The sequence below is a fragment of the Corynebacterium felinum genome (assembly GCF_030408755.1).
In the GTDB taxonomy this organism is placed as follows: Bacteria; Actinomycetota; Actinomycetes; order Mycobacteriales; family Mycobacteriaceae; genus Corynebacterium; species Corynebacterium felinum.
Genome location: NZ_CP047209.1, coordinates 1,970,236 through 1,993,172 on the forward strand (window position 1 = coordinate 1,970,236; position 22,937 = coordinate 1,993,172).

Annotated in this window: 16 protein-coding genes; 3 read left to right on the forward strand and 13 right to left on the reverse strand. The window is 55.4% G+C overall.

The genetic code is table 11. The features are described 5' to 3' along the window. Positions 1-83 precede the first annotated feature (83 nt). A complete protein-coding gene (rpsP, locus tag CFELI_RS08400) occupies positions 84-554 on the reverse strand; it encodes a 30S ribosomal protein S16 (protein WP_277103508.1) in 471 nt (156 codons plus the stop codon). Between the two features lie 244 nt (positions 555-798). On the opposite strand from rpsP, the gene CFELI_RS08405 reads away from it, so the two are divergent. Continuing rightward, complete coding sequence (locus tag CFELI_RS08405) at positions 799-1,701, forward strand: alpha/beta hydrolase (protein WP_277103507.1); 903 nt, start codon at positions 799-801, stop codon at positions 1,699-1,701. A gap of 297 nt (positions 1,702-1,998) precedes the next feature. Then, positions 1,999-2,397, forward strand: a complete 399-nt coding sequence (locus CFELI_RS08410; protein ID WP_277103506.1) for a VOC family protein — start codon at positions 1,999-2,001, stop codon at positions 2,395-2,397. Positions 2,398-2,453: 56 nt separating this feature from the next. Here the strand turns inward: CFELI_RS08410 and ffh are convergent, their stop codons facing one another. From ffh to ftsY, 4 genes are all read right to left on the reverse strand, one after another. Continuing rightward, on the reverse strand, positions 2,454-4,043 hold the full coding sequence (gene ffh, locus CFELI_RS08415) for a signal recognition particle protein (RefSeq protein WP_277103505.1): 1,590 nt from the start codon (positions 4,041-4,043) through the stop codon (positions 2,454-2,456). Positions 4,044-4,188: 145 nt separating this feature from the next. Beyond that, positions 4,189-6,291 (reverse strand): [protein-PII] uridylyltransferase, encoded by a 2,103-nt coding sequence (locus CFELI_RS08420; RefSeq protein ID WP_277103504.1) that lies wholly within the window; start codon positions 6,289-6,291, stop codon positions 4,189-4,191. 11 nt (positions 6,292-6,302) lie between these two features. Beyond that, the gene (locus CFELI_RS08425; protein WP_277103503.1) at positions 6,303-6,641 is read right to left on the reverse strand and encodes a P-II family nitrogen regulator; all 339 of its coding nucleotides are present in this window, start codon (positions 6,639-6,641) and stop codon (positions 6,303-6,305) included. Between the two features lie 942 nt (positions 6,642-7,583). Further along, positions 7,584-9,227, reverse strand: a complete 1,644-nt coding sequence (gene ftsY / locus CFELI_RS08430; RefSeq protein WP_277103502.1) for a signal recognition particle-docking protein FtsY — start codon at positions 9,225-9,227, stop codon at positions 7,584-7,586. A gap of 517 nt (positions 9,228-9,744) precedes the next feature. Between ftsY and CFELI_RS08435 the strand changes: the two genes are divergently transcribed. Then, on the forward strand, positions 9,745-9,897 hold the full coding sequence (locus CFELI_RS08435) for a hypothetical protein (protein WP_277103501.1): 153 nt from the start codon (positions 9,745-9,747) through the stop codon (positions 9,895-9,897). Positions 9,898-10,051: 154 nt separating this feature from the next. Here CFELI_RS08435 and CFELI_RS08440 read toward each other — a convergent pair whose 3' ends face one another. The 8 genes from CFELI_RS08440 to CFELI_RS08475 all read right to left on the reverse strand — a co-directional run bounded on the left by CFELI_RS08440 (position 10,052) and on the right by CFELI_RS08475 (position 22,825). Then, on the reverse strand, positions 10,052-13,507 hold the full coding sequence (locus tag CFELI_RS08440) for a hypothetical protein (protein WP_277103500.1): 3,456 nt from the start codon (positions 13,505-13,507) through the stop codon (positions 10,052-10,054). A gap of 225 nt (positions 13,508-13,732) precedes the next feature. Then, positions 13,733-17,248 (reverse strand): chromosome segregation protein SMC, encoded by a 3,516-nt coding sequence (gene smc / locus CFELI_RS08445; RefSeq protein WP_277103499.1) that lies wholly within the window; start codon positions 17,246-17,248, stop codon positions 13,733-13,735. A gap of 25 nt (positions 17,249-17,273) precedes the next feature. Next, on the reverse strand, positions 17,274-17,573 hold the full coding sequence (locus CFELI_RS08450; RefSeq protein WP_277103498.1) for an acylphosphatase: 300 nt from the start codon (positions 17,571-17,573) through the stop codon (positions 17,274-17,276). A gap of 486 nt (positions 17,574-18,059) precedes the next feature. Then, the gene (locus tag CFELI_RS08455; protein ID WP_277103497.1) at positions 18,060-19,520 is read right to left on the reverse strand and encodes an alanine/glycine:cation symporter family protein; all 1,461 of its coding nucleotides are present in this window, start codon (positions 19,518-19,520) and stop codon (positions 18,060-18,062) included. A 210-nt stretch (positions 19,521-19,730) separates the two neighbouring features. Beyond that, positions 19,731-20,627: a bifunctional DNA-formamidopyrimidine glycosylase/DNA-(apurinic or apyrimidinic site) lyase gene (mutM, locus tag CFELI_RS08460; protein ID WP_277103496.1), complete on the reverse strand. Its 897-nt coding sequence runs from the start codon at positions 20,625-20,627 to the stop codon at positions 19,731-19,733. Further along, the gene (gene rnc / locus CFELI_RS08465) at positions 20,606-21,385 is read right to left on the reverse strand and encodes a ribonuclease III (protein ID WP_277103495.1); all 780 of its coding nucleotides are present in this window, start codon (positions 21,383-21,385) and stop codon (positions 20,606-20,608) included. The genes mutM and rnc overlap by 22 nt, the downstream gene beginning before the upstream one ends. Continuing rightward, a complete protein-coding gene (locus CFELI_RS08470; protein WP_277103615.1) occupies positions 21,382-21,903 on the reverse strand; it encodes a YceD family protein in 522 nt (173 codons plus the stop codon). The genes rnc and CFELI_RS08470 overlap by 4 nt, the downstream gene beginning before the upstream one ends. 193 nt (positions 21,904-22,096) lie before the next feature. Next, positions 22,097-22,825 (reverse strand): DivIVA domain-containing protein, encoded by a 729-nt coding sequence (locus tag CFELI_RS08475; protein ID WP_277103494.1) that lies wholly within the window; start codon positions 22,823-22,825, stop codon positions 22,097-22,099. Positions 22,826-22,937 lie beyond the last annotated feature (112 nt).

Sequence of the window (22,937 nt, forward strand, 5' to 3'; positions counted from 1 at the left end):
TAAAAATCGGAATACGAAAAATCTCCCGCGCCACCATTTTTGGGGCTCGGGAGATTAAATACGTTCAGTGCGAAACGGCAGATTTACTCTGCAGCTTCCTCAGCTGGTGCCTCTTCAGCAGCAGCCTCTTCAGCCTCAGCCTCAGCCTTAGCAGCAGCGTCAGCCTTAGCCTTACGCTTCTTCTCAGTGATAGCCTCAGCGGTTGGGCCTTCGTTAGCCTCAGCAAGAGCCTTGTTGAACAGCTCCAGCTTGGATGGCTTAGGCTCTGCAACCTTCAAGGTGCCCTCTGCACCAGGCAGACCCTTGAACTTCTGCCAGTCACCGGTGACCTTCAGCAGTGCGAGAACAGGCTCGGTTGGCTGTGCACCAACGCCCAGCCAGTACTGTGCGCGCTCGGAGTCGATCTGGATGATGGAAGGATCGTTCTTTGGCTGGTAGATGCCAATGTTCTCGATAACCTTGCCGTCGCGGCGGGTGCGTGCGTCGGCGATAACAACGCGGTACTGTGGGTTGCGGATCTTACCCATGCGCTGCAGCTTAATCTTGACAGCCATTCTGGCTTCCTTTCAGTCACTGGACCGTTCAGTCACCACACTTTTCCGTGTGGCCGGTTGCGGCCCTTTCGTCTTTAACCTGCGATGTGACATACCGTTCGGCCGTGGCCGGGTGGCGGTGTAATCGGCAGGAGCTGCCCCATAGGTTATGAGACAACCTCATAAACCCTAATACACCCACCCCTGGAAGGTCAATTGGCGATTATTACACTCCCCAGCCCGCCCCCACCCTAGAATGTTAGGCATGGCTAACTATTCCCGTTTCTTTCCGGAACACCTGCGTAAGCAGTTGACTATCGAACCTGAATCGCGGTTTTTCACGTGGGAAAACTCCCGCGGTCTAACGCATAGGTTGCGCTATTTAGTCAGTGAACAAGAATCGGACACGATCGCAGTACTTATTCATGGTTTAGGTGGGCACGGGGAGGCACTGTGGCCCTATGGCTCACTTATTGCATCCCAGGGAATATCAGTGGCGGCGCTGGATTTACCTTTGTTCGGCCATTCGTCCTGCACTGATCCTGCGCGGGTGACTTATGGTGACTGGATTGAGAGCATCAGAAATTTCGTCGACATGCTCAATCGCCCTGTAGTGCTTGTCGGTTTTAGTTTGGGCGGGCTTGCGGCAGTGGAGGCTGGTGCGGGTTGTGCCCAAGTTAAGCATGTGGTTGCCACGTGTGTGGCGGAGGCAGGAGCAATTAGTAGCCTGGCACACATTAGCACAGCTGGGGTTATGGGGGTTTGTGCACCCCTGTTGCTTCCCCTTTCTCGGTGCGGGATTGGGGGTCTGCGGATTCCGATGTGGCTACTTGCCCGTTTTTCACGCATGAGTTCGTCCCAAGCATTATCAAAGGCGTGTGCTCGTGATGTACGGTCTGGTCGCGTGCGGGTGCCGTTGAATTTTCTAGCGTCTCTTCTGCGCTACAAACATGAGGATGCGCGCACTTCCAGCATCCCGGTCACAGTCACCCATCCCGGCGCGGATAGGTGGACGCCACTATCGCTGAGCGCCGGGGTGATGGCTCAGTTGCGCAGTCGCGTGTTTTATCGTGAACTGGAAAATTGTGGGCACTTCCCCATCGAGGAACCAGGCTTGAGTGTTTTTATACGCACCATCGCGGATGCCTGTGGTGAGTCCGGGCACTAGCTAGTGTGCTTGTCGACGCCGCCCCCTTCTTTCTACCGATCATCACTGTGGGCGATCTGGGGTGTTGACCTAGTAGTAGGGGCAGACTTGTTTTCGGCGTCGATAAGCTTAAAACTATGGGATGGATGATGCGCACCTAGCAAGTCGTGCTCATTTACACTGTTAACGAATTGTTTTATCTTTTATGTTTTTCGTTGAAAGATTCCTGCCCATGACCGATATCCTTTGCACCCTCACCGATTTCTTGAACACCACTGCGCGTGATGTTGTAACTGGTGAATGTTTTAAGATTTTCGCATGAGTCGTTTCCTCCACCACATCGAATTGTGGACAACAGATCTCCACGGAGCTTTCCCGAGTTTTAACTGGTTATTGTGCAGCCTTGGGTGGGAACCAAAGGTAATAGAGGGCTGGGATGAAGGAAAAATCTGGACAGCACCAGATGGAACCTATCTGGTTTTAGAACAATCCCCCGCCATAGGTGGCGACTACGATCGGATGCGAGCTGGGCTTAATCACCTGGCACTGTGTGCCGACTCGCAGGGACTGGTCGACTCCATTCGCGACAACGCTCCCGCGCATGGATTCCGAGAGCTTTTCGCTCAGGACTTTCCTCATGCAGGTGGCGATTGTCACTATGCGTGTTATCTCGAAAACTCGCAAGGCTTTGAATTTGAAATCGTTGCGATGAACTAGAAACTCCCCACGAATTGGATTGTAAGGAGTCCAGTTCGTGGGGAGTGCGTGAAAAGTTATGGGCGACCTTTACCAAAGTCCAAGTTGTTCAGGTCAATATTCTCCAAGCCCTTCGGGAGCTTCGGCATCCCTGGCATGCCACTCATCTGTTCCTGCATCTTTTGCAGCTCAGCGAGGTTAGGCATCCCCGGCATACCGCCCATACCTGGCATGCCGCCCTTATTCTTGATTGGCTTGCGCTTGCCGTTCTTGCCTTTGCGGCCCTTCGGCTTCTTCTTGGTGGCACTACGTCCACCAAAACCACCCATGCCCAGCTGGCCGGCCATCTTGCCCATCATCTTCTTTGCTTCAAAGAAGCGCTCGATGAGCTGATTGACCTCGGTAACTGACACACCCGAACCGTTAGCAATACGCTTACGGCGGGAAGCATTCAGGATCTTCGGGTCTTGTCGTTCCTGTGGGGTCATACCGCGAATGATTGCCTCGATACGGTCGAGCTGCTTTTCATCCACCATGTCCGCCATCTTGGACATCTGGGAACCGCCAGGCAGCATCTTCAGCAAGTTGCCAATTGGGCCCATCTTGCGGATCATCTGCATCTGAGCGAGGAAATCCTCCAAAGTGAGCTCGCCGGAGCTCATCTTTTGGGCGGTTTCCAAAGCCTGCTCCTGATCCATGGCCTTCTCAGCCTGCTCGATCAGGGAGAGAACATCGCCCATGCCCAAGATACGGCTGGCCATGCGGTCAGGGTGGAAGACGTCGAAATCTTCCAGTTTCTCACCGGTGGAGGCAAACATGATGGGTTTGCCGGTGACCTCACGGATCGACAGGGCTGCACCGCCGCGGGCGTCACCATCAAGCTTGGTCAGCACCACGCCGGTGAAATCAACGCCGTCACGGAATGCTTCAGCGGTTTGGACCGCATCTTGGCCGATCATGGCGTCGATGACGAACAGCACTTCGTCAGGGTTAATCGCATCGCGAATATTGCGGGCCTGGGTCATCAAGGTTTCATCAATACCCAAACGGCCTGCGGTATCCACGATCACAATATCGTGTTTCTTCGTTGTCGCTTCCTCAATACCACGGCGAGCAACATCCACAGGATCGCCGTGGGAGGTGCCCATCTCGTGATCGAGGGTGTCAATGGAGGTGCCAGGATCAGGAGCGAAGGTCGGAACACCGGCGCGCTCACCGACAATCTGCAGCTGCTGCACAGCACCAGGGCGCTGCAAGTCACAGGCCACCAGCATTGGGGTGTGGCCCTGCTCTTTTAAGTGGCGGGCAAGTTTACCGGCCAAGGTGGTCTTACCGGCACCCTGCAAACCGGCCAGCATGATCACGGTTGGTGGGGTCTTAGCCAAGTTTAGGCGGCGGGTTTCCCCGCCCAGAATGCCGGTCAGCTCTTGGTCGACGATCTTGATGATCTGCTCGGCCGGATTCAGTGCCTTAGAGACTTCCACGCCCAAGGCGCGTTCTTTAATCCGTGCGATGAAGCCGCGCACAACGGGGAGGGAAACGTCAGCTTCCAGCAGTGCAAGACGGATCTCACGGGAGACTGCATTGATATCAGCCTCTGTGACCTTGCCCTTTGAACGAAGCCCCGAAAGGGCTTGGCCTAGGCGGTCTGATAGAGATTCGAACACGGGTCTAATCACTCCTTGTATTAACTGCGTTGCTCACCGTCGACCCCACACATGAAAAAGTACTAGTCACCAGGTTCCTCACATTCTCTTCTCGGAGAAAAAGTAGCGTGGTGAAAATCGTGTGGTGGTCGGTAACCTTTACATACTAGCCGGTTGTAAGCACTCGGGTCACGTCACGTTCAACTTTAGCCCGATCATAGCCTGCAGCAAGCTTGCATTGAGCGATCATTGTTGCCCCTGGGGTGTGGATCTTGAGCCATTCCAACTCAGGTAACACACCAATGAGGGTTCCTAGTGCAGCCTTGCGATCGGTGGTGCGTACTTCCAACACATCCCCAAACCAAAACGTGGCGCACGCACCTAGTTCGATCGTTGGCAGCGCACTATAGACCCCTGATTTGTAGCCTTGAATGAATTCGCTTTCGTTAAAAGCGGTACCTAGGGTGTTGTACACCTTCAGTTCGGCGGAGACGATTCCGTCGCGGTAGACAAAAGCGGCAGAGGTAATGTTCCAGCCTTTGGCGGCGATCAGGGCAAGCACGCGTACGCTTTCGCGCATGTAGCTGCCTGCCCAAAACACCGTGGCATGTGCCCCGATGGTGGGATACAATGCGAGTTCACCGCCGAAACGTACATGGGGTGCTTGGGGGGTGTTGTGGGTGAGCATTGTGCGTGCACGCGCGCAGAGATATCCCAAACCTGATTTGAGTTGGGGTGTCCACACTCCCGGGCCCGTTGCTTGGGCGTCGGCAGGTATGAGTGCTTCCATGAGGTTGAGGGTGAGCAGGTTGTAGCCTAGGGCGTCGAGAAGCTCTGTGACCACGCTTTGATCATCTTCGATATCACGGTGTTTCACCAAGCGTGGGATGAGGGTGTGATGGCGCACCAGTGCTTCCACCACTGTTGTATCTTGGGCGCTGAGCCGGAGTTTGGTGGCCATTTCTGCAACCATTTCGGCGCCGACTTCTTCGTGGGGTCGGCTGTAGCCTTTGCCCATGTCATGAAACAGTGCCGCCAGCAGAAGCAGGTCGGGGCGTTCGACGCGCACGCTGTCTCGCGCACACAGTTCGACTACCGCAAGGTTGTGGCGGTCGATGGTGCGGATATGGACGGGTTCGCGGGGCATAAGTCCGCGAATATGCTCCCATACGGGCACCATGGGCACGAAAAGTCCGTGTTCGTCGAGCTCAATGATGACTCGCGCAGTGTGCTCTGGGGAGGAAAGCAGTGCGAAAAAATCACTGGCTGCGCTGGTGCTCCAGCGGGTGGCGGGCAAAGGCGGGACCTGGGCTAGTTGTGTCCACACGCTTGGGCGAATGGGCAGCCCAGTGCGGGCGCTTGCGGCGGCCACACGCAGCACAAGTCCAGGGTCGCTGAGATCCGGGTTGCGCGACAGTGTGATTTCCCCGCCGCCATCCACCACATCAACGTCAAGGGGTCGCCGGTGCATGTGTTTTAACCCGCTGGGTCGCGGCAGCACATTTCGGCACTGATTAAGTGCGTGTGTCAACGCCTCATCGATGCTTCTCGACGCCTTAGCCACCGTCCGCGCTAATTCATAGCGGTCGCTAAACCCGAGCTGTTCGGCAACATCAATAGCGAATTCAGGGTCGAGCACCTCGCGGGGACGACCCGCATAATGATGCAACAGGGTGCGCGCGTCGATAAGCAGGTTGCGCTGCTGGCTCAAACCAGGGATATCCACAAGATTGCCCAAGGCAAGCGCACGCAAAAACTCATGATCCCGCAACCCCCCACGACCATGCTTGAGATCTGGGCGCGTCATCGCCACCACCGAACCTGAACGTCGCCACCGCGCAATGGCCACATCCACTACATCATTGAAATTCTTGCTCAAATGCACACGCCAACGACGCAACACCGCATCCCGCGCCTGGGCAGTTAATTCCTCAACCCCACGCACATGCCGCAACTCCAACATGGCAAGCGCCGAAACAGGATCAGATTCAACCAAATCAGCACACTGCTGCGGGGTACGCACCGCATGATCGAGCCTCATTGTGTGATCCCACAACGGGTACCACAGTGCATCAACCAGCTCACGCATCGCAGGATCATCCATATCCATCTGTGGCGGATGAATCAACACCAAATCCAGATCCGAAGTGGGCAACAACTCGCGGCGGGCAAAAGAACCCGTTGCCGCCAGCGCACAGCCCGGAGGAAGCGGGAGAGTTTCAATAAGTGCACGCGCGTTGGCATAAGCCTGTGCCCGAATACGATGCATGGTGTGGGAAATTAGATAGCGTCTGGGCCACGTTCGCCGGTGCGCACTCGCACGATATCGACGATTTCGGTGACCCACACTTTGCCGTCACCGATTTTGCCGGTGTGCGCCGCGTCGACGATAGCAGTAATAACATCCTCAACCATGTTGTCGTCGATCACAACCTCAATTTTGACTTTGGGCACGAAATCGATGGCATATTCCGCGCCACGATACACTTCGTTATGCCCTTTTTGCTGGCCATAGCCTTGCGCTTCAGTGACAGTCATGGCGTGCACGCCTACTTGCTCCAGCGCATCTTTAATATCCATGAGGGTAAAGGGCTTCACGATGGCGGTCACAAGCTTCATGATCTTCACTGTCCTTCAATCAAAAAAGTTTCGCATATCCGACCCACAGCCCACGCACGGTTTTTGCGGGGATGAATCTATGCCTCATGCAAACTCTAGCAAACAACCCTTCCACACAAATTTCTCAGCCATAGGCGCTCCTTTCCCTTCGCTCAACTCGACTTATTCGCGGGCAAGCGCCCCGTTTCGTCGCCCTACACACGGAAAAGTCGAGTACGCACTCGCAGCACCACAAGGAAACTCGACCTTTTCCCAAAGACATGCGTGATTGCACAGCCCAAGAAACCAAAAAGTCGAGTAACCCACCACCCAGAAGGTGAGCATGAAAAATCAGCCCGCACGAACAACACCCAAGATCCTGCCTGAACCCCTGAGCACCACCCACACCACAACACTGACCCACCACAACCAGTAATGCTCTCCCCTGATGCCCTACTCGACCTATTCACAAACAAGCGCCCCGTTTCGTCGCCCTACACACGGAAAAGTCGAGTACGCACTCGCAGCACCACAAGGAAACTCGACCTTTCCACAAATATATGCGTGATTGCACAGCCCAAGAAACCAAAAAGTCGAGTAAACCCACCACCCAGAAAGTGAGCACGAAAACTCAGCCCGCACGGCCAACACCCAAGATCCTGCCTGAACCCCTGAGCACCACCCACACCACAGCCAACCAGTAATGCTCTCCCCTGTTGCCCTACTCGACCTATTCACAAACAAGCGCCCCGTTTCGTCGCCCCACACACGGAAAAGTCGAGTACGCACTCTACGCACCACAAAGAAACTCGACTTTTCCCCAAATACATGCGTGATTTCACAGCCCAAGAAACCAAAAAGTCGAGTAAACCCACCACATGGAAGGTGGGCATGAAAAAATCACCCCCTGCTGGCTTTGCTCACGCGGGTGAGAAAAACAGCAGGGGGTGAGTTCGCGTTTGATTAGCCCAGCAGGGCGTCAACAAATCCTTCAACCTCAAATGGGGCCAAATCATCTGCGCCTTCGCCAAGGCCAACAAGTTTGACTGGCACACCAAGGTCTTCTTGAACTTGGAATACGATGCCACCCTTGGCGGTGCCGTCGAGTTTGGTCAGCACCACGCCAGTGATATTAACGACTTCGCCAAAGACCTTTGCCTGGTTCAAGCCATTTTGGCCAGTGGTGGCGTCAAGCACGAGAAGCACCTCGTCAACTGCCGCCTTTTTCTCCACCACGCGCTTCACCTTGCCAAGCTGATCCATCAGGTTAGCCGAATTGTGCAGGCGGCCGGCGGTATCAATCACAACAACGTCAGCACCGTTGTCCACACCTTGAGCTACCGCATCGAATGCAACGGAAGCGGGGTCGGCGGCCTCTGGTCCACGAACAACCTCTGCACCCACACGACGCCCCCACGCTTCAAGCTGGTCGGCAGCTGCCGCACGGAATGTATCGGCGGCACCCAGAAGAACCTTATGCCCCATGGACACCAGCACGCGGGCAAGCTTACCGGTGGTGGTCGTTTTACCAGTGCCGTTAACGCCCACCATCAGCACAACTGCTGGTTTTCCTTCATAAGGCATCGCCTTAATGGAGCGATCAAGCTCTGGTTTGCAGGCGTCGATAAGGCATTCGCGCAGCATCATGCGTGCCTCATCTTCCGAGGAAACACCACGGGCGGCGATTTTTTCGCGCAGCTGTTCCACAACTTTCATGGTGATTGCCACGCCAAGGTCTGCTTGGATGAGCTGAGCTTCAATGTCTTCCCATGCATCTTCATCCAAATCACCGGCAGAAAGCATGCCGAGCACAGATTGGCCGAAGATGTTTTGGGAGCGTGCAAGCCGACCGCGCAGACGACCAATGCGCCCCGCAGCGGGGTCAATGTCTTCGCGGGCCTGGCGTACTTTTTCTTCAGCACTTACAGGCGCGACAACAACGTCTTCTTCTACTGGGGCATCGACAATATCTGGCTGCTCTTCAACAACTGGGGCTGGGGTTTCCACCACAGCCGACGGGGCATCAGCAACGACGTCGCTGTCAGCCTGCCCAGTAGTGTGTGCTGGTTCCTCGGTTTCTTCCGCAACGATTTCGTGGAATTCGTCTAGCTTGCCGAAGTTTTCTTCGATCTTCTCGTCGCTAACAACCTCAACGCCACCTTCGACAGCTTCTTCCTGCGCTACTTCATCGTCAACAGATTCTTCGACGATTTCCGCCGCAGGTTCAATTGCTTCAGCGGGCTTAGCTGGTTCAACACTTGCTTCTTCGACAGTTTCTTCAGCAACATCCTCCTGCACTGCTGGGGCTGCTGCTTCTTCTGGCTGTGGTTTTGGCTCGACCGCTGGCTGAACTACTGGGGCGACAGGCGGAGTGGGCGTTTTAAGCTCTACTGGTTCTTCCACTTTTTTCGCGGGCGCAAATGCGAATCCACCCTGAGCCTGATAATTGCCTGATTTTTCCTGCTGGGTGAGTTCCTTGGTTTCATCAGCTTTCTTCTGCTCGAAGCTGACAGTCTTGCTCTTTTTGCGGGCAAGGCCAATGACAACGAGGGCGACGATAAGAATGAGGACAACAAGGGCGACGAATAAAATCGTAGTGTTCAGCATGGTTTATATCTTGGCAAACTTTCGCACTATTTACACCTTCCACACCAAAAATGCGCACCCCTTGCCCGCCTCTACAAGCACAAACCCACAAATCCTTGTGCGGGAATTTCTAAAAGTTGAGATCCACACGTACACGCCGCCCCAAGTTGAGTGCTCGTCAAACACACCTTGGACTTCCTCGAACAAGGACTGGCGAAATCAAGATGTTTCCACCCCCCATTACCCTTGCAGCCCTCAACACCCACAATTCTCCGAGCCGAAAGGACCCCTGGTTTTTTTGTCCGGATATTCAATTGACAAAGTCAACCTACCCCCTACTAGCCCGAACTGAAACTGCACGGTAGCAATTAATTTCGAAAGCCAAGTACACTCGATAGTTATCGTCGATCGCATCGACTGCAATGACTGCCTTCGTTGTATACGCACTCGCCACCTTCCCAAGGCCACGCCAGCACCACTGCTTTGGGATTACAGCACAGGTGTCTTAATCGCCCCATAAAACTATGTGAGGAAAACAATGATTGGTCCAGTGGAACTGTTCGCAATTGGAGCTATTCTCTTCATCCCTGTTCTTCTCATCTTCCTTGCCTTCAAGGCGGGGCAGATATTGCTGAAACTTCAAAAAGATGTTGAGCACATCAAACAGGAACTTCATAAAAGAGATTCCTAACGAGCACCCCCAGCCCACAACAATTCTTCTTGATATTCATCAATAACTCATTGTCGCGTGGGCTAAATTCCCCAATGGAAGAACCCCCCTCGCCCTGCTCACAACAGCTTAACTGTGCAGGCAGGGTGAGGGGGTAATTGTTTAGGGACGTTTTCTAAGCGATGCCAGGCTTTGCAATCGCCAACACAATTGCCTCAGCCGCAACCAAGTCAGAGGTCACCAAATCTGGGACAATATCAGCCAACTTCGCCCAACCAGTTGTCGCCTGATCCAAAGTCTTATTCGAGCTGATCAAACCATGAGCCGACATGCGGGCAGCCAAAGCCAAAACCAAGGACACCACAGGGGCAAGCGCCCACATATTATCCTTCGCATTGGTATCCACCCCATCAAGCTTGTCAAAACGAATACGCGCCAACGCATACAGTGCTTTATTGGTACTGCGCAGCGTACGCAGCAAAGTCACTGCCGACGCAATCAACTGCTCCTTGGCCAACATTTCGTTGAGCTTCTTGCGCTTCTTAAAGGTCTCAAACACCGCTAACAAACGGCTGCCATCATCCATCACCGCGCCCGGCACGATCTGAGCCTCAGCAAACAGCGTGTTCAAAATGGCCTTTTGCTGTGCAGGGTCCAAGCCCGCAATCATCACCGTGGAACGGTCAATGCAGGCAGAGTCCAACGTATGGTCACGCGCCGACTTCAGCGAAGCCAACACATTTTCACCCGCCAAATTCTTCAACGCCTGATAAATCTCCTTCGCCGCTGGGCGATCCGCAGCCGAAATTCCCTCCTGACCGTACAGGAGATTCAGCGCACCCATCAGTTCCAAGGTGCCGATCCATGCTGCGCGGTGGTACGACTCGTCCTCATCCACAGCAGCATCGAACAGGCAGCGCACCAGCCCTGTCTCAATGAAACGCCCTGGTTGCTGCTCAGCCTTGACCAAGGAATTAGACAGGCCACGAAGCGCCTGATTTGGATTCGCGTTAAACACCGCACGCACTGCCGCACGTGCTTCCTCACGACGCCCGCCAGCGGCCAGCATGTCCCACAACACCGGCATCACAGAAGCATCAGTGGGAACTTCATCGCTGATACCGGACATGAATGCACTCAACGTGCCTAAAGCACCATCGGCCTCACCGAAGAAGCCTGGCTGCTGCACCACAGTCGCCTCAGGCCCTGGGGCCACAGGAGTATGCACAGCGGTGAAACGATCACGGGTATGCACCTGAACAATCAGGTTGCCGGCATCGCGGAATTCCTCCGGCAACGTAACGCGACCGATCCCAGCACCTTCAGAGTCAGGAACCACAACAAAAGTATCCGCTGGTTCCCACGGTGCAGTTGCGGGCCAGATCCACACACCAAGGTGCGGATCATCAGATCCAACCACAATGTTGTAGTCAACTAGCTCCACGGTGGCAGGCTCAGTGGTTTCCACATCGGCAAGAACCACCGAAATGCGCTTATCGGTTGCAGGGTCCGTCCACTCCAGATTCACCCGACCCTTGGGCAGGGTGTTTGTGGTGGACACAATCTTCGACATGGGCGCCACATAGGTCAAGCCCTGGTCGGGGCTGACCAGCGTGGTAGTTTTCACCGGCTGGCCGTGGTGGTTGATCACCGAAATCTTCGGATCACCCATCACACCAGCGCCGCGCACACGAATCTGGCCGTCCATATCCACATGGCGCGGATGGATCGTCATGCGCGAGGCACGCCACATGGCTGGCTCGGTGTTGAGTGGGAGCTCAAAATTGAGTCGCTTCGGCGTAAAACGCAGTGGCAATGCGTCGCCCTCTTCGGTGGACACCACGAAATCGGCACCTGCGTCGAGTGCGAAAACCTGTGGGTTCTTTGGTTCCACATCAAACGGCTTTGCGCTTGGCTTCACAATCAAGGTCGACTCCGACAGGCCACCACCGGCAGGGATACGGAAGGAACCGCACATGCCGACAAACGTGGTCACCGCACGCATGCCTTCCACAATGGCGAACTCGTGGCGGAACGACTCGTTCCTCGGGCCACGCAAACGCACGAGGTACTCGCCGACCCAGGGGGCGTCGTAAAGCTCAGGGTCGAAGACCTCAAACACGCCACCCTCAGCCGGAACCTCCAGTGGCTCCGGCTGCGTAATTTCCTCACCAGCTGTACCTGCACCACCGAAAGAAGAAATGCTCAAATGCCACATCTCAGTCCGCCCTGATGCGGTTGGCGGGAACTCGGCCTGCAACGATTCGGCGTGCACAGCCAAACCAGTCATGGTGGTCACATCGGCAATCGGCGCACCAGGGGTGCAGAACATGACGCGCTGACGCGGATCAACCGAACGCGCGCGCTGAATATCAGGGTGCTCGCCAGGGGCAACCGCATCCACAGAATCCACGCCTGCAAGCTCAACATTGTGGCAGATCCACCCAGCCCACCCATCGATAGCGAAGGAGGAGCTTGGGTGAATATCGGCGCCGCTAACGACGTCGACAAGCTTGTTTTCGCTCGGCATCAGCGCGCGCAGACGCTGGTGATGCAAGGAACGCTTCGTGGTCACAGAACCGCCACGCTTGTTAAACAGCAACAACGGATCGTCCGCATTCACCACCGGAACATCCCACGTGATACCGTTTGCGAGATCTTCAACCGTGACCTCACGCACAGGGTGCGCCAACGTGATATCCAACGGTTCAGAAAAACCAGTGACATCACCAAACGCCCGCCCCGTGCGGTACACAGTGGTGGAACCTTCAACACTCACACGCCACGTAATCTCACCGCGGGCGGGAACACGCTGCTCAGGCAGGCGCAAACACACTTTGCGACGGCGGGGATCGATCACAATACGCGGACGCATTTCGCGGTGCGCAACACCCACCGCAGCCTCACGGTCTGGGGTGCCCACTGGGCGTTCACGCAACTCTGCGACGAAAGACTCGTCAATATGTGGGCTGAGCGCTGGAAGAACCTGCTTGCGGCTGCGGTCTGACCAGGAATTGGGGTGGCTCAAGGCGAAGGTGCGCAGTGCAAGTACGGCGTCGAAGATTTCGCCGGCGCGCTCAGGTGCAGCTGCGCTGAGCCCTGCGAAGTAGGTTGGCAGTACAGCTTGGGTTGGGTCTTCGGCGCTGTCGAGTGCTTCGAGTAGGGCGGGGACTTCGTTGTTGATCACACCTGCGTGCCAGCACAGTGCGTGAACGGGGTCGGTGTCGAAGGTGAGCAACCCTTGGTTGCCGAGCATGGTTAAGAGTTCATCGTCGAGGATTTCTTCGAGCTCTTCGACGAGTTCACTGTTGCTATCAAGCCCAAGCCCACCAATGTATTCGGCAGCAAAGTTGTGTGCTTCGACGAGTTTTTTGGCACGGTGCACCAAGGTCACAAGTGCCATGGCGGGGCTGATCGACAGGAGTGCGGCGAGGGTGGAGCCTGCCTTGATTTGCCTGGCGAGGAAGATGCCGTAGAACTTTTCTACTTTTTCCATCTCGTCGGTGCTGATGTCGAGCTGGGCGACAATAGTCAGCGGTTCCAGTTTTTGTTGAAGTCCCAGATCGTACTGGGAGGCCCACCCCAGAAGAGAATCCGTTGGGTCTGCAATGGGGTGAACGGAGCCGCTCATATAAATTGTCTTCCTTTCCCAAAAAGTTCTGTCCCGAAACAACTATCCACAATTGCTTGGAAAGAATTTAGAATACCTTAAGCCCTGTGCTTGGTGCAGCTACCGCCACCAACGCGCACCTTCCCAACACTGCTTCGCACTAAGTCAGCATTAGTGCAGTACAGTGTGGAAAAAGGGGGTGTGGCAGTGGTGCGAAACAGGTGTCTTCCTACCATTATTACCAGCTTAGAGCTGTGGACTCATACGCTGAGAAATTACTTTGGTCACTCCGTCGCCGCGCATGGTCACACCATAGAGCACATTAGCCACGTCCATGGTGGGTTTTTGGTGGGTGATCACGATCAATTGAGAATCGGTGCGCAGCTCTTCAAACAGGGCAATAAGCCTGCGCAGGTTCACATCGTCGAGCGCTGCTTCCACCTCGTCCATGACATAAAACGGCGAAGGGCGTGCCCGGAAAATTGCCACGAGCATGGCTAGTGCTGTGAGTGATTTCTCACCACCTGATAACAGTGATAAGCGCTTCACTTTCTTTCCAGGCGGCCTGGCTTCCACTTCGATTCCGGTGCTGAGCATATCGTCGGGGTCGGTCAGAAGCAGGCGGCCGTCGCCACCGGGGAAGAGTGTGGAGAAGACTTTGGGGAATTCTTTTTCCACGTCTTTCCACGCGTCGGTGAATAGTTGCAGGATTTTTGCATCCACGTCCGCGATTACATCGCTTAAGTCGGCGCGGGCTTTTTCGACGTCGGCAAGCTGCGTGGAGAGGAACTCGTAGCGCTCCTCTAGTGCTTTGAACTCCTCCAACGCCAGCGGGTTAACCTTGCCCAGCGAGTTGAGGTCGCGTTCAGCTTGGGCGAGGCGTTGTTTGTGCTCGGTGACATTAAAATGTGCGTCAGGGCTGTAGTCACGCACGATATCGCTTGCGGCAATACCCAGCTGTTCGCTGAGTTTCTTTTCCGCTTCTTCAAGGCGCACCTGTGCCTGGCTTTGGGCGAGCTGCTGGGCGTGCGCTTGGTCGTTGATGCGGGAAAAGTGCGTGCGCGTGGCATTGACTTTCTCCCGCATGCGGTTGAGGGCATGCTGCAGTTCAGTGCGCTTGGCCATGAGCTGGTCGCGTTGCTCAGTTGCGTGGGTAGTGGCTGTAAGGGCGCGTGTGTGAAGGTCGCGGGAGAGCTCCGCAACAGTCGCAGCTAGATGTACCTGCTTGCGCTTGTGCTCTTGTGCCTGCTCGTGGCTGGCTTTCGCTTGGCGTTCGTAGGCTGCTTGGCGGCGTAGCGCTTCCGCTTTGCCTGCGAGCTGGTGTGCGCGATCTTCCGCGCTGCGCAGCTTCAGCTTCGCTTCCATCTCCATTGCTTTGACTTGGGCAAGTGCGGCGTGGGCGTGGTCGCGGGATTCAGTGGAGGGTTCTTCTGCGTGCTGGTGGTTGTCGACGCGGGCGAGCCTGTCGCGTGTTTCGGCGAGCGCTTCTTCACATTCGGCGCGGCGTTGCTGGGCACGAATGAGCTGGTCGAGCGCTTTTTCTTGCTCTTTCTTGTTCGCTTCGACTTGCGCTTGTGCACGGCTGATTTCTTTTTCAACTGCGGAAAGTTCGCGGGCTAGTTCGCGCAGTCGTGCGGTGCTGCTTGCTGCGTGGATGCGTGCTTCTTCGGCGGCACTGCGCGCGCCTTGAAGGGTGCCGGAAATCTCGTTGAGTTGGCTTTCAACTGCTAAAAGTTCGGTTTCGGTGTGACTGATTGCGGCGTGTATTTCGAGGCTGGATTGGGCGCGGGCACGACCGATGGTGATCCAACCGTGCCCGATCATGGTGCCGTCGTGTGTGACGATGCGCAGCCTAGGGTCTGTTTCAATGATTGATAGTGCACGGTTGAAGATCTGCGCGGCACCCTCTGCATCCGGGGTGGTGTCGGGGTGAAGGAGCACGACGTCGGCAAGCAGCTGGTTGAGTGCGCTGCGATAGTTGTCGGCAATGCTGAGGTGGTCAAGAAGCCAGGTTGCACCGTCGGGCAGGTGGGTGTCGAGTCGCCATGTTTGCTGCTGTAAGTGGTCGCGGGAGATGATGGTGCTGCGGTTGAGTTCAGCACGGGTGTCTGCGCCGAGGTGTGCGAGCTGCTCTGCGGTGAGGGGGCATTCGGTGGCAAGGGCGTGGGCGTGTTCGCCTAATGCTGCAGAAAGTGCGGTTTCAATCCCTGCGGTGCAGGTGAGAATGTTAGCAAGGGGTGCCAGCGTTAAGCTGAGGCTTGCTGGCAGTTCGGTGCCGTTTACAGGCAGGGTGGCGCGGAGTGTGTCGATTCGTGATTGCAGCCGCGAGCTGTGTTTTTCCAGGTCACGTTGGGTGCTGCGGAGTTCTTCGAGTCGTGTTTCTGCGGCTTGTGCTTCTTCAGCGCTGCGTTTGCAGGCGTCGTCGAGTGGTTGGTGTTCGAGGCTTAAGCTGTGTTGCTTATCGACGCCGGTGCGTAGCAAAACTTCAGCCTGGCTGACTCGTTCGTGCTCGCGTTCAACGAGGTGTTCGATGCGTTCGATTTCCTCGTCGAGGGAACGCAGTTGTGTTTGTTGGGATTCTTCTTGGGCAAGCAAGCGCACGACGCCTTCGCGCCGGTCGGCGATGGCGCGGATTTGTGCCATGTGTTCGCGGTCGGCTTCGCGGGCGCGCTGTTCTTGCTCTTCTACTTCCTGCTGGATGGTTTCTACCATGCCGGTGGCAATTTCCACCGCCTCGCAGGCGTGGGCGTGTTCGGCTTCGGCAGCTTGTGCTTTGGATTCCAGCTGTACTGGGTCAGCCCCGGTGTAGGGCTGTGGTTGAACGTTGATGGTGCGTTCGGTGGCGATGCGGGTGGTCGCTGCGATTTGTTCGGCGAGGCTAGACAGCTGGAACCAGTTGTGTTGTGCTTGGTCAGCTTCGGGGGCGATGTGGCCGAGTTCTTCTTCGAGTTGCAGTTGGGTGCTGGTGTGTTCTTCGAGTTGGGTGCGTAGTTCTTCGACTTGTTCGGTGAGGATTTCTTCGTGTTTTTTCTGGCTTGCGTAGGTGTCTTTGAGTTTTTTCAGCTGGTAGCCTGCGAGTTTGAGGCGCAGGTCGCGTAGTTCTGCTTGGACGGTGGCGGCGCGTTTGGCTGCTTCGGCTTGGCGTGCCAGTGGTTTGAGTTGGTTGGACAGTTCGCGGGTCAGGTCGGTGAGCCGGTCGAGGTTGGCTTGCATTCCGACGAGTTTGCGCTGGGCTTTTTCTTTGCGCCTTTTGTGTTTGAGCACGCCTGCGGCTTCTTCGATGAAGGCGCGGCGTTCTTCGGGGCGTGATTCCAAGATTTGGGCGAGGCGTCCTTGGCCGACGATGACGTGCATTTCACGGCCAATGCCGGAATCGGAGAGGAGTTCTTGGATATCCATCAGGCGCGCTTTGGCCCCGTTGATTTCGTATTCGCTGGCGCCATCGCGGAACATGCGTCTGGTGACGGAGACTTCGGTGTAGTCGATATCGAGCGCACCGTCGGAATTGTCGATGGTGAGGGTGACTTCGGCGCGGCCGAGGGGTTTGCGGTCCCCTGCGCCGGCGAAGATGACGTCTTCCATTTTTCCGCCGCGGAGTGTTTTCACTCCTTGTTCGCCCATGACCCAGGCTAGGGCGTCGACGACGTTTGATTTTCCGGAGCCGTTGGGCCCTACGACCGCGCAAATTCCGGGTTCGAATTTGAGGGTCGTCGCGGAGGCAAAAGACTTGAATCCTTTGAGGGTCAGCGACTTTAAATACACTCCGAGGATTTTAGCACTGTGGGGCTTATCCTATTTCGAAGCCGGTTATTCCGCGTGGCGTTTGCCATAAGTCGATAACGGTTGTCACATGGGCTGAGGCTGGGCCGTGATGAAGGCGTGCGAGCAGTTCCTCGCAGGCGTGTTTTGGCCCTTCGGCGACCACGCAGACACGCCCATCGGTGAGGTTTTTAGCCGATCCGGTGAGTGCGAGTTCTTTGGCTTGGGATAGTGTCCACCAGCGAAAGCCCACCCCTTGTACTGTTCCGTGGACGAATGCTGTGAGACGCACGTTATCGTGGTGCGAGGTTATGCTGTGCTTTTCCATGTGTACCTTTCATGTCAGCGTGGGGTTTTGTGGCTATTGTAGTGCTTTGTTTTCGCACCCTGATTGGGATCACTGCTATTTTTTCGTTCTGCTTTTCGACGCCTCCCCACAGCCTGAACTCGACTCTTTCCTCCCACAGGCCCACAACCTGCACCCCACCAACCTAAGAGTCGAGTAGCCTCAACAATTCCTTTCCACTTCCCCACCCCACACTCGACCATTCACTCTCCAGCACGGGCAAAACTCATCCATTTTCGCCTAACAGTCGAGTTGCCCCACCCACACACCCGCCACCCCACAGCCTGAACTCGACTCTTTAACTCCCACAGTCCCACAACCTGCACCCCACCAACCTAAGAGTCGAGTAGCCCTATTTGTTGAGCCCATTTTCTGGCACAGAAAAGCGCCTGTGTACACGATGGGGGCATTGTGTACACAGGCGCTGTTTTTTTAACCCAGCGCAGGGCTTATGGGTGAATGAGGTTTTTATACTTCACGAACGATCTGTCCGCCGCGTCGAGTGCAGGCGTCTGCGCCATCCCAGCACTCAATATTCTTCAATTCAGGAAGCATATCGCGGTGGAAAATCGGATCCAGACCTTTGGCTTTTTGCTGGTTGTAGTTCTTCAAAAGCTTCACCGCAACCCCACCTAGTGGAATAATCGCGATCAGGTTGATAAACACCATAATTGCGGCAAAAGTATCGCCCAGCGCCCACACCAGTGGGACCGAACCAACGGCACCACCGAATACGCACAGCATCACAGCCACACGGAATACTGTCATGGCAGTCTTCGACTGGGTGAAAAATTCCAGGTTGGCCTGGGCGAGGTAGTAGTTACCAATCACGGAGGAGAAGGCAAGGAAGAACAAAATCAAGGTAACAAAGTGAATACCCCAATCGCCGACCTCACTTGCCAAAGAAGCCTGGGTCAGCGCAGCTCCCTTCACTTCTTCACCAACTTTAGGGTTGCCCAGCAAAATCACGAAAGCGGTAATTGTGCACACAAGGAGTGTGTCGAAATATACGCCCAAGGTTTGCACCAAGCCCTGCTTCACAGGGTGAGATACAGTCGCGGTAGCGGCAGCGTTCGGTGCGGAACCCTGGCCGGCCTCATTGGAGAACAAACCACGGCGCATACCGTTCATGAAAGCAGCACCGATGGTGGCACCGGCAATTTCTTTAAAGCCCAAAGCGTGGCTGATGATTTCAGTGATCATGCCGGGGACTTCGGTGATGTTCAACAGCACCACGATAATGCCCACGGCTAGGTACAGTAGTGCCATCACGGGCACGATAACTTGGGTGAAATTGGCAATACGCTTCACGCCGCCGAAAATAATCAGGCCAGTAATTATTGCAAGAATGACACCAATGACGGCTTTGAACGTCATCGATTCGGTACCTACAGAAGTCGACAGTGCTTCGGCAATCGAGTTCGACTGAATGGAGTTATACACAAAGCCGAAGGTCAGTGTGATGGCTACCGCAAAAACAATAGCTAACCAGCGGGCATTGAGACCACGGGTGAGATAGTAAGCAGGGCCACCACGGTAGGTGCCGTCTTCTTCGCGGGCTTTCCACAACTGTGCCAAGGTGGATTCCACAAAAGCGGTAGCGCCACCTAAAAGGGCGATCATCCACATCCAAAACACAGCACCCGGCCCACCGAGGGTAATAGCCACAGCCACACCGGCGACGTTACCGGTGCCCACACGGGAGGCGGCAGAAATGGTGAAGGCTTTGAAGGAGGAGATGCCTTCAGCATCAGCTTTTGTTTCGCCGCCACGATCAACAACGGAACGGAACATTTCCGGAATCATGCGCAGTTGCACAAGCAGGGTGGTGATTCCGAAGTAGAGGCCAGCCGCGATCAAAAGATAGGGAATAACTGACCAAATATTATCGTTGATTGTTGAAGTCACGAACTCTTCAAGTTTTTCCATGTTAGGGATATTACAGTCTCACCAAAGGATTACCCATCTCACGGCAAAAAGAAGCACAGAAGAAAACTCTCAGCTCGCAGCCCCAACAACACTCACCCATCCAAGCTGTGCCTTACAAAGCTCACACTTTTTCCTGTCAGCTCAAGCTCGTGCTGAGGGTACACGCTGGTGCACAGCGCATTCTAGACACCTTACTTTCGTGAGGCTGTGTTAGTACAGGCGCTGGCATGCAGGACAGAAATGGCTGGAACGATTCCCAAACTTTTCCCGCACTAGAATCTCACCGCAGCGATCGCAACCGCGCCCGTGCTGGCCGTAGGCATGCAAGGACAGATCAAAATATCCGGACTGCCCGTTGACATTCACATAAAGCTCATCGAAGCTGGTACCGCCTTGTTCCAGCGCGCGCAGCATCACATCCTGGCCGTGGCGAAGCAGTTCAACGAGGCGTTTTTCACTGATCCTGTGTGCTGGCTGGCGTGGGTGCAGCGTGGCGGCAAAAAGCATTTCATCGGCATAAATATTGCCGATACCGGCCACGATTTCCTGATTGAGCAACACTTTTTTAATCTCACCGCGCTGAGCTTTGATACCTCGTGCGAGCGTCGATAAGCACAGTTGTGGATCCAGCAGATCGCGGGCGATATGTGTCACCGTGCGCGGCACCACGCCGGTTGCGATTTGCACAAGCTCACAGGGCAACCAGTAGCCGAACGTGCGCTGATCAACGAACCACAGCTGCTGCCCATCATCGAGCCGAGCCCTCATGCGCAGATGCCGAAAATTCGGGTCATCCGCATCAGCCGCGGCATCTTTGATCAGCATTTGCCCACTCATCCCCAAATGCACGAGCAAACATTCCCCATCACCGAGCACTTCGCTTTGCGACGCCGAATCCCCCTTGCCCAGCACCAGCCACAAAAACTTCCCGCGGCGCTGCAGACTGATAACCTCTTGGCCGACAAGAAGCACCTTGAGCTGATCCTCACCACCTTCCAACCCCCGGATTGCCCGCGGGTGCAGGCAGTCGACGGATGCGAAGCGACGGCCACGCACATGAGTGTCCAGGCCGCGGCGAACAACTTCTACTTCTGGGAGTTCTGGCATAAGATCAGCTGATTTCTGATCTCAGGGTCATTGAGCAGCTGCAAGGATTCGCGGGCAGCTTGCTGCTCCGCTACCTTCTTCGACTGCCCTTGACCAGTTCCGATGAACGTACCATTCACGCTAACGGTGGCAGTAAAAAGCTTCTCATGCTCTGGGCCCTCACTGGTGGCTGCGTACACCGGCATAGACAACTTATATTCCGCCAAGCGCTCCTGCAAAGCAGTCTTCCAGTCATGGTGCAGGCCGACAGCAGAGGCGGTGCGCACCTTCTCATCAAACAGGCGCAGCACGACATCGCGTGCCACCTCAAAACCGTGCGCCAAATAGATTGCGCCGAGCAGCGCTTCGGTGGTGTCGGCCAGGATGGAATCCTTATTAGACCCATCGGTCAAAAGCTCACCTTTGCCGAGCATCACAAATTCACCAAGCCCAATTTCGCGGGCAATATCAGCCAGGCCGTAGCGCGACACAATGCTTGCGCGCATCTTAGAGATATCGCTTTCTGGGCGAGTGGGGTAATACTCATACAGTTTGCCGGCAATGGAAAGACCCAAAACGGCGTCGCCTAAGAACTCAAGGCGTTCATTGTTGGGCAAATTTCCATTCTCGTTGGCAAAAGAACGGTGCGATAACGCCAGCTTTAATAAATCTTCAGGGATTTCCACACCCAAAGATGCCAGCAACGGTGCGTGATCTACCTTGCCAAACCTCGCGTTGAGGGCTGCTTCGCCGGTGAGGCGTGGACGTCGTCTATTCACAGAAACTTCTCCAAACCAGCCCAGCGTGGGTCAACTTTTTCTTCCTCACCGGACACACCATCTGGGGCGGGCACATCGGTTTCTGAGCAGCCGCCTTCACACTGTGGATTAAATGGCAGATTCAAACCTGCCTCATCTAATACGGTCTGCAGCAAATCAATCCGATCCCCTTCCACCTGTGGGATCTCATCTTCATCCTCGCCAGCGTCGTCGCCGGTGATGAAATCATCACTGGCGGCAAAAACCTGGTTAACATGCAGCGTCGCTATTGGGTGCAGCGGGGCGAGGCAGCGCACGCACTCACCGCTTAAGGTTGCGGAAATGTCAGCATCCACCATCACGCCTTCACCCAGTGGAGTCAAGGTGGCGTCCACCTTCACCTCCGCACCTTCGGGAATAGCGATCATGGCAGGGCCAATGCGAGTGGGGCTTGGGCCTTGTTGGCTGACAAAATCAGTCATGCCACTACGCAGCAGCGTAGCGACGTCGAATACGAAAGGAGAGTTCGCAGCATTCATCGTGTTCATCGCTTTAGAATCCTACTCCCTTTTCCGCCCAACCTTGAACATGCAGCACACCCTCACCCCAACCCACACCACAAAACACCTCTCTAAACGCAAGAATCCCCCACCACAACAGTAGTGAAGGATCCAAAAAGACCTCACTTAAGCCCACCGGCTTTTAAGATCTCGTGCGCGTTTGGTTAAAAACCTAGCGCTCGTAGCTACGTGGCGTTGCAGTCTGGTTAGTACCGGCTACGCCTGCACCACCACGCAGCGCACTGCGATCGCGTGCAATGGTTCGCAAGGTAGCAGAGAGTGCGTCTTCAAATTCAGCGAGCTTGTTGTCCACAAACTGGTCGCATTCAGTGCGCAGGCGATTCGAATCAGCATGAGCGGCATCCACGATGCGGTGTGCCTCCTCGTTGGCACGGCGAACCACTTCGGCTTCAGAGACCAGTCGGTGCTGCTCAGCAAGGCCCTCGTCAATGCTGCGCTGGTATTGTTCATTACCGGAGTCAATCAGGCGCTTTGCCTCAGTTTGCGCACGATTCACAGTGTTGTCGGCGTCACGTCGAGCACTGGTCATAATGTGATCAGCGTCGTCTTGTGCCTTCGCAACGGTGGCGTGGGCGCGATTTTCGGCGTCGGCAAGCATCGTGTCGGCCTCTTCGCGGGCGCGGGTGACAGTCGATGTTGCTTCGGCTTCGGCGTCAGCAACAAGCTGATCGGCGCGTTGTTGCGCCTGATCAATGATGTCGTCGCGCTGGTCGAGCACGTCTTGTGCGTCATCAATTTCGACCGGCAACGCGTTGCGCAAATCATCCAAGATAGCCAACATTTCATTCCGTGGAACCATGCAGTTCGACGTCATGGGTACGCCGTAGGCCTGCTCAATGTTGCGAACCAATTCATCCAAGCACTCGAAAACGCGATACATGGGTTCAAGCATAACTGACAAAACCACATCGCTGGAGATAGGACATGGAAAAACCCAGTTGATATTCGCACGCACTCTCCCCTCGGCACCTACCCCTCAGCCCTACTCTCCT

What these genes read in the sequence shown, in the direction of transcription:
- rpsP (WP_277103508.1), bottom strand. Translation starts at nt 554, where the DNA reads ATGGCTGTCAAGATTAAGCTGCAGCGCATGGGTAAGATCCGCAACCCA.
- CFELI_RS08405 (WP_277103507.1), top strand. Translation starts at nt 799, where the DNA reads ATGGCTAACTATTCCCGTTTCTTTCCGGAACACCTGCGTAAGCAGTTG.
- CFELI_RS08410 (WP_277103506.1), top strand. Translation starts at nt 1,999, where the DNA reads ATGAGTCGTTTCCTCCACCACATCGAATTGTGGACAACAGATCTCCAC.
- CFELI_RS08420 (WP_277103504.1), bottom strand. Translation starts at nt 6,291, where the DNA reads ATGCATCGTATTCGGGCACAGGCTTATGCCAACGCGCGTGCACTTATT.
- CFELI_RS08425 (WP_277103503.1), bottom strand. Translation starts at nt 6,641, where the DNA reads ATGAAGCTTGTGACCGCCATCGTGAAGCCCTTTACCCTCATGGATATT.
- ftsY (WP_277103502.1), bottom strand. Translation starts at nt 9,227, where the DNA reads ATGCTGAACACTACGATTTTATTCGTCGCCCTTGTTGTCCTCATTCTT.
- CFELI_RS08435 (WP_277103501.1), top strand. Translation starts at nt 9,745, where the DNA reads ATGATTGGTCCAGTGGAACTGTTCGCAATTGGAGCTATTCTCTTCATC.
- CFELI_RS08440 (WP_277103500.1), bottom strand. Translation starts at nt 13,507, where the DNA reads ATGAGCGGCTCCGTTCACCCCATTGCAGACCCAACGGATTCTCTTCTG.
- CFELI_RS08450 (WP_277103498.1), bottom strand. Translation starts at nt 17,573, where the DNA reads ATGGAAAAGCACAGCATAACCTCGCACCACGATAACGTGCGTCTCACA.
- CFELI_RS08455 (WP_277103497.1), bottom strand. Translation starts at nt 19,520, where the DNA reads ATGGAAAAACTTGAAGAGTTCGTGACTTCAACAATCAACGATAATATT.
- mutM (WP_277103496.1), bottom strand. Translation starts at nt 20,627, where the DNA reads ATGCCAGAACTCCCAGAAGTAGAAGTTGTTCGCCGCGGCCTGGACACT.
- CFELI_RS08470 (WP_277103615.1), bottom strand. Translation starts at nt 21,903, where the DNA reads ATGAATGCTGCGAACTCTCCTTTCGTATTCGACGTCGCTACGCTGCTG.
- CFELI_RS08475 (WP_277103494.1), bottom strand. Translation starts at nt 22,825, where the DNA reads ATGTATCGCGTTTTCGAGTGCTTGGATGAATTGGTTCGCAACATTGAG.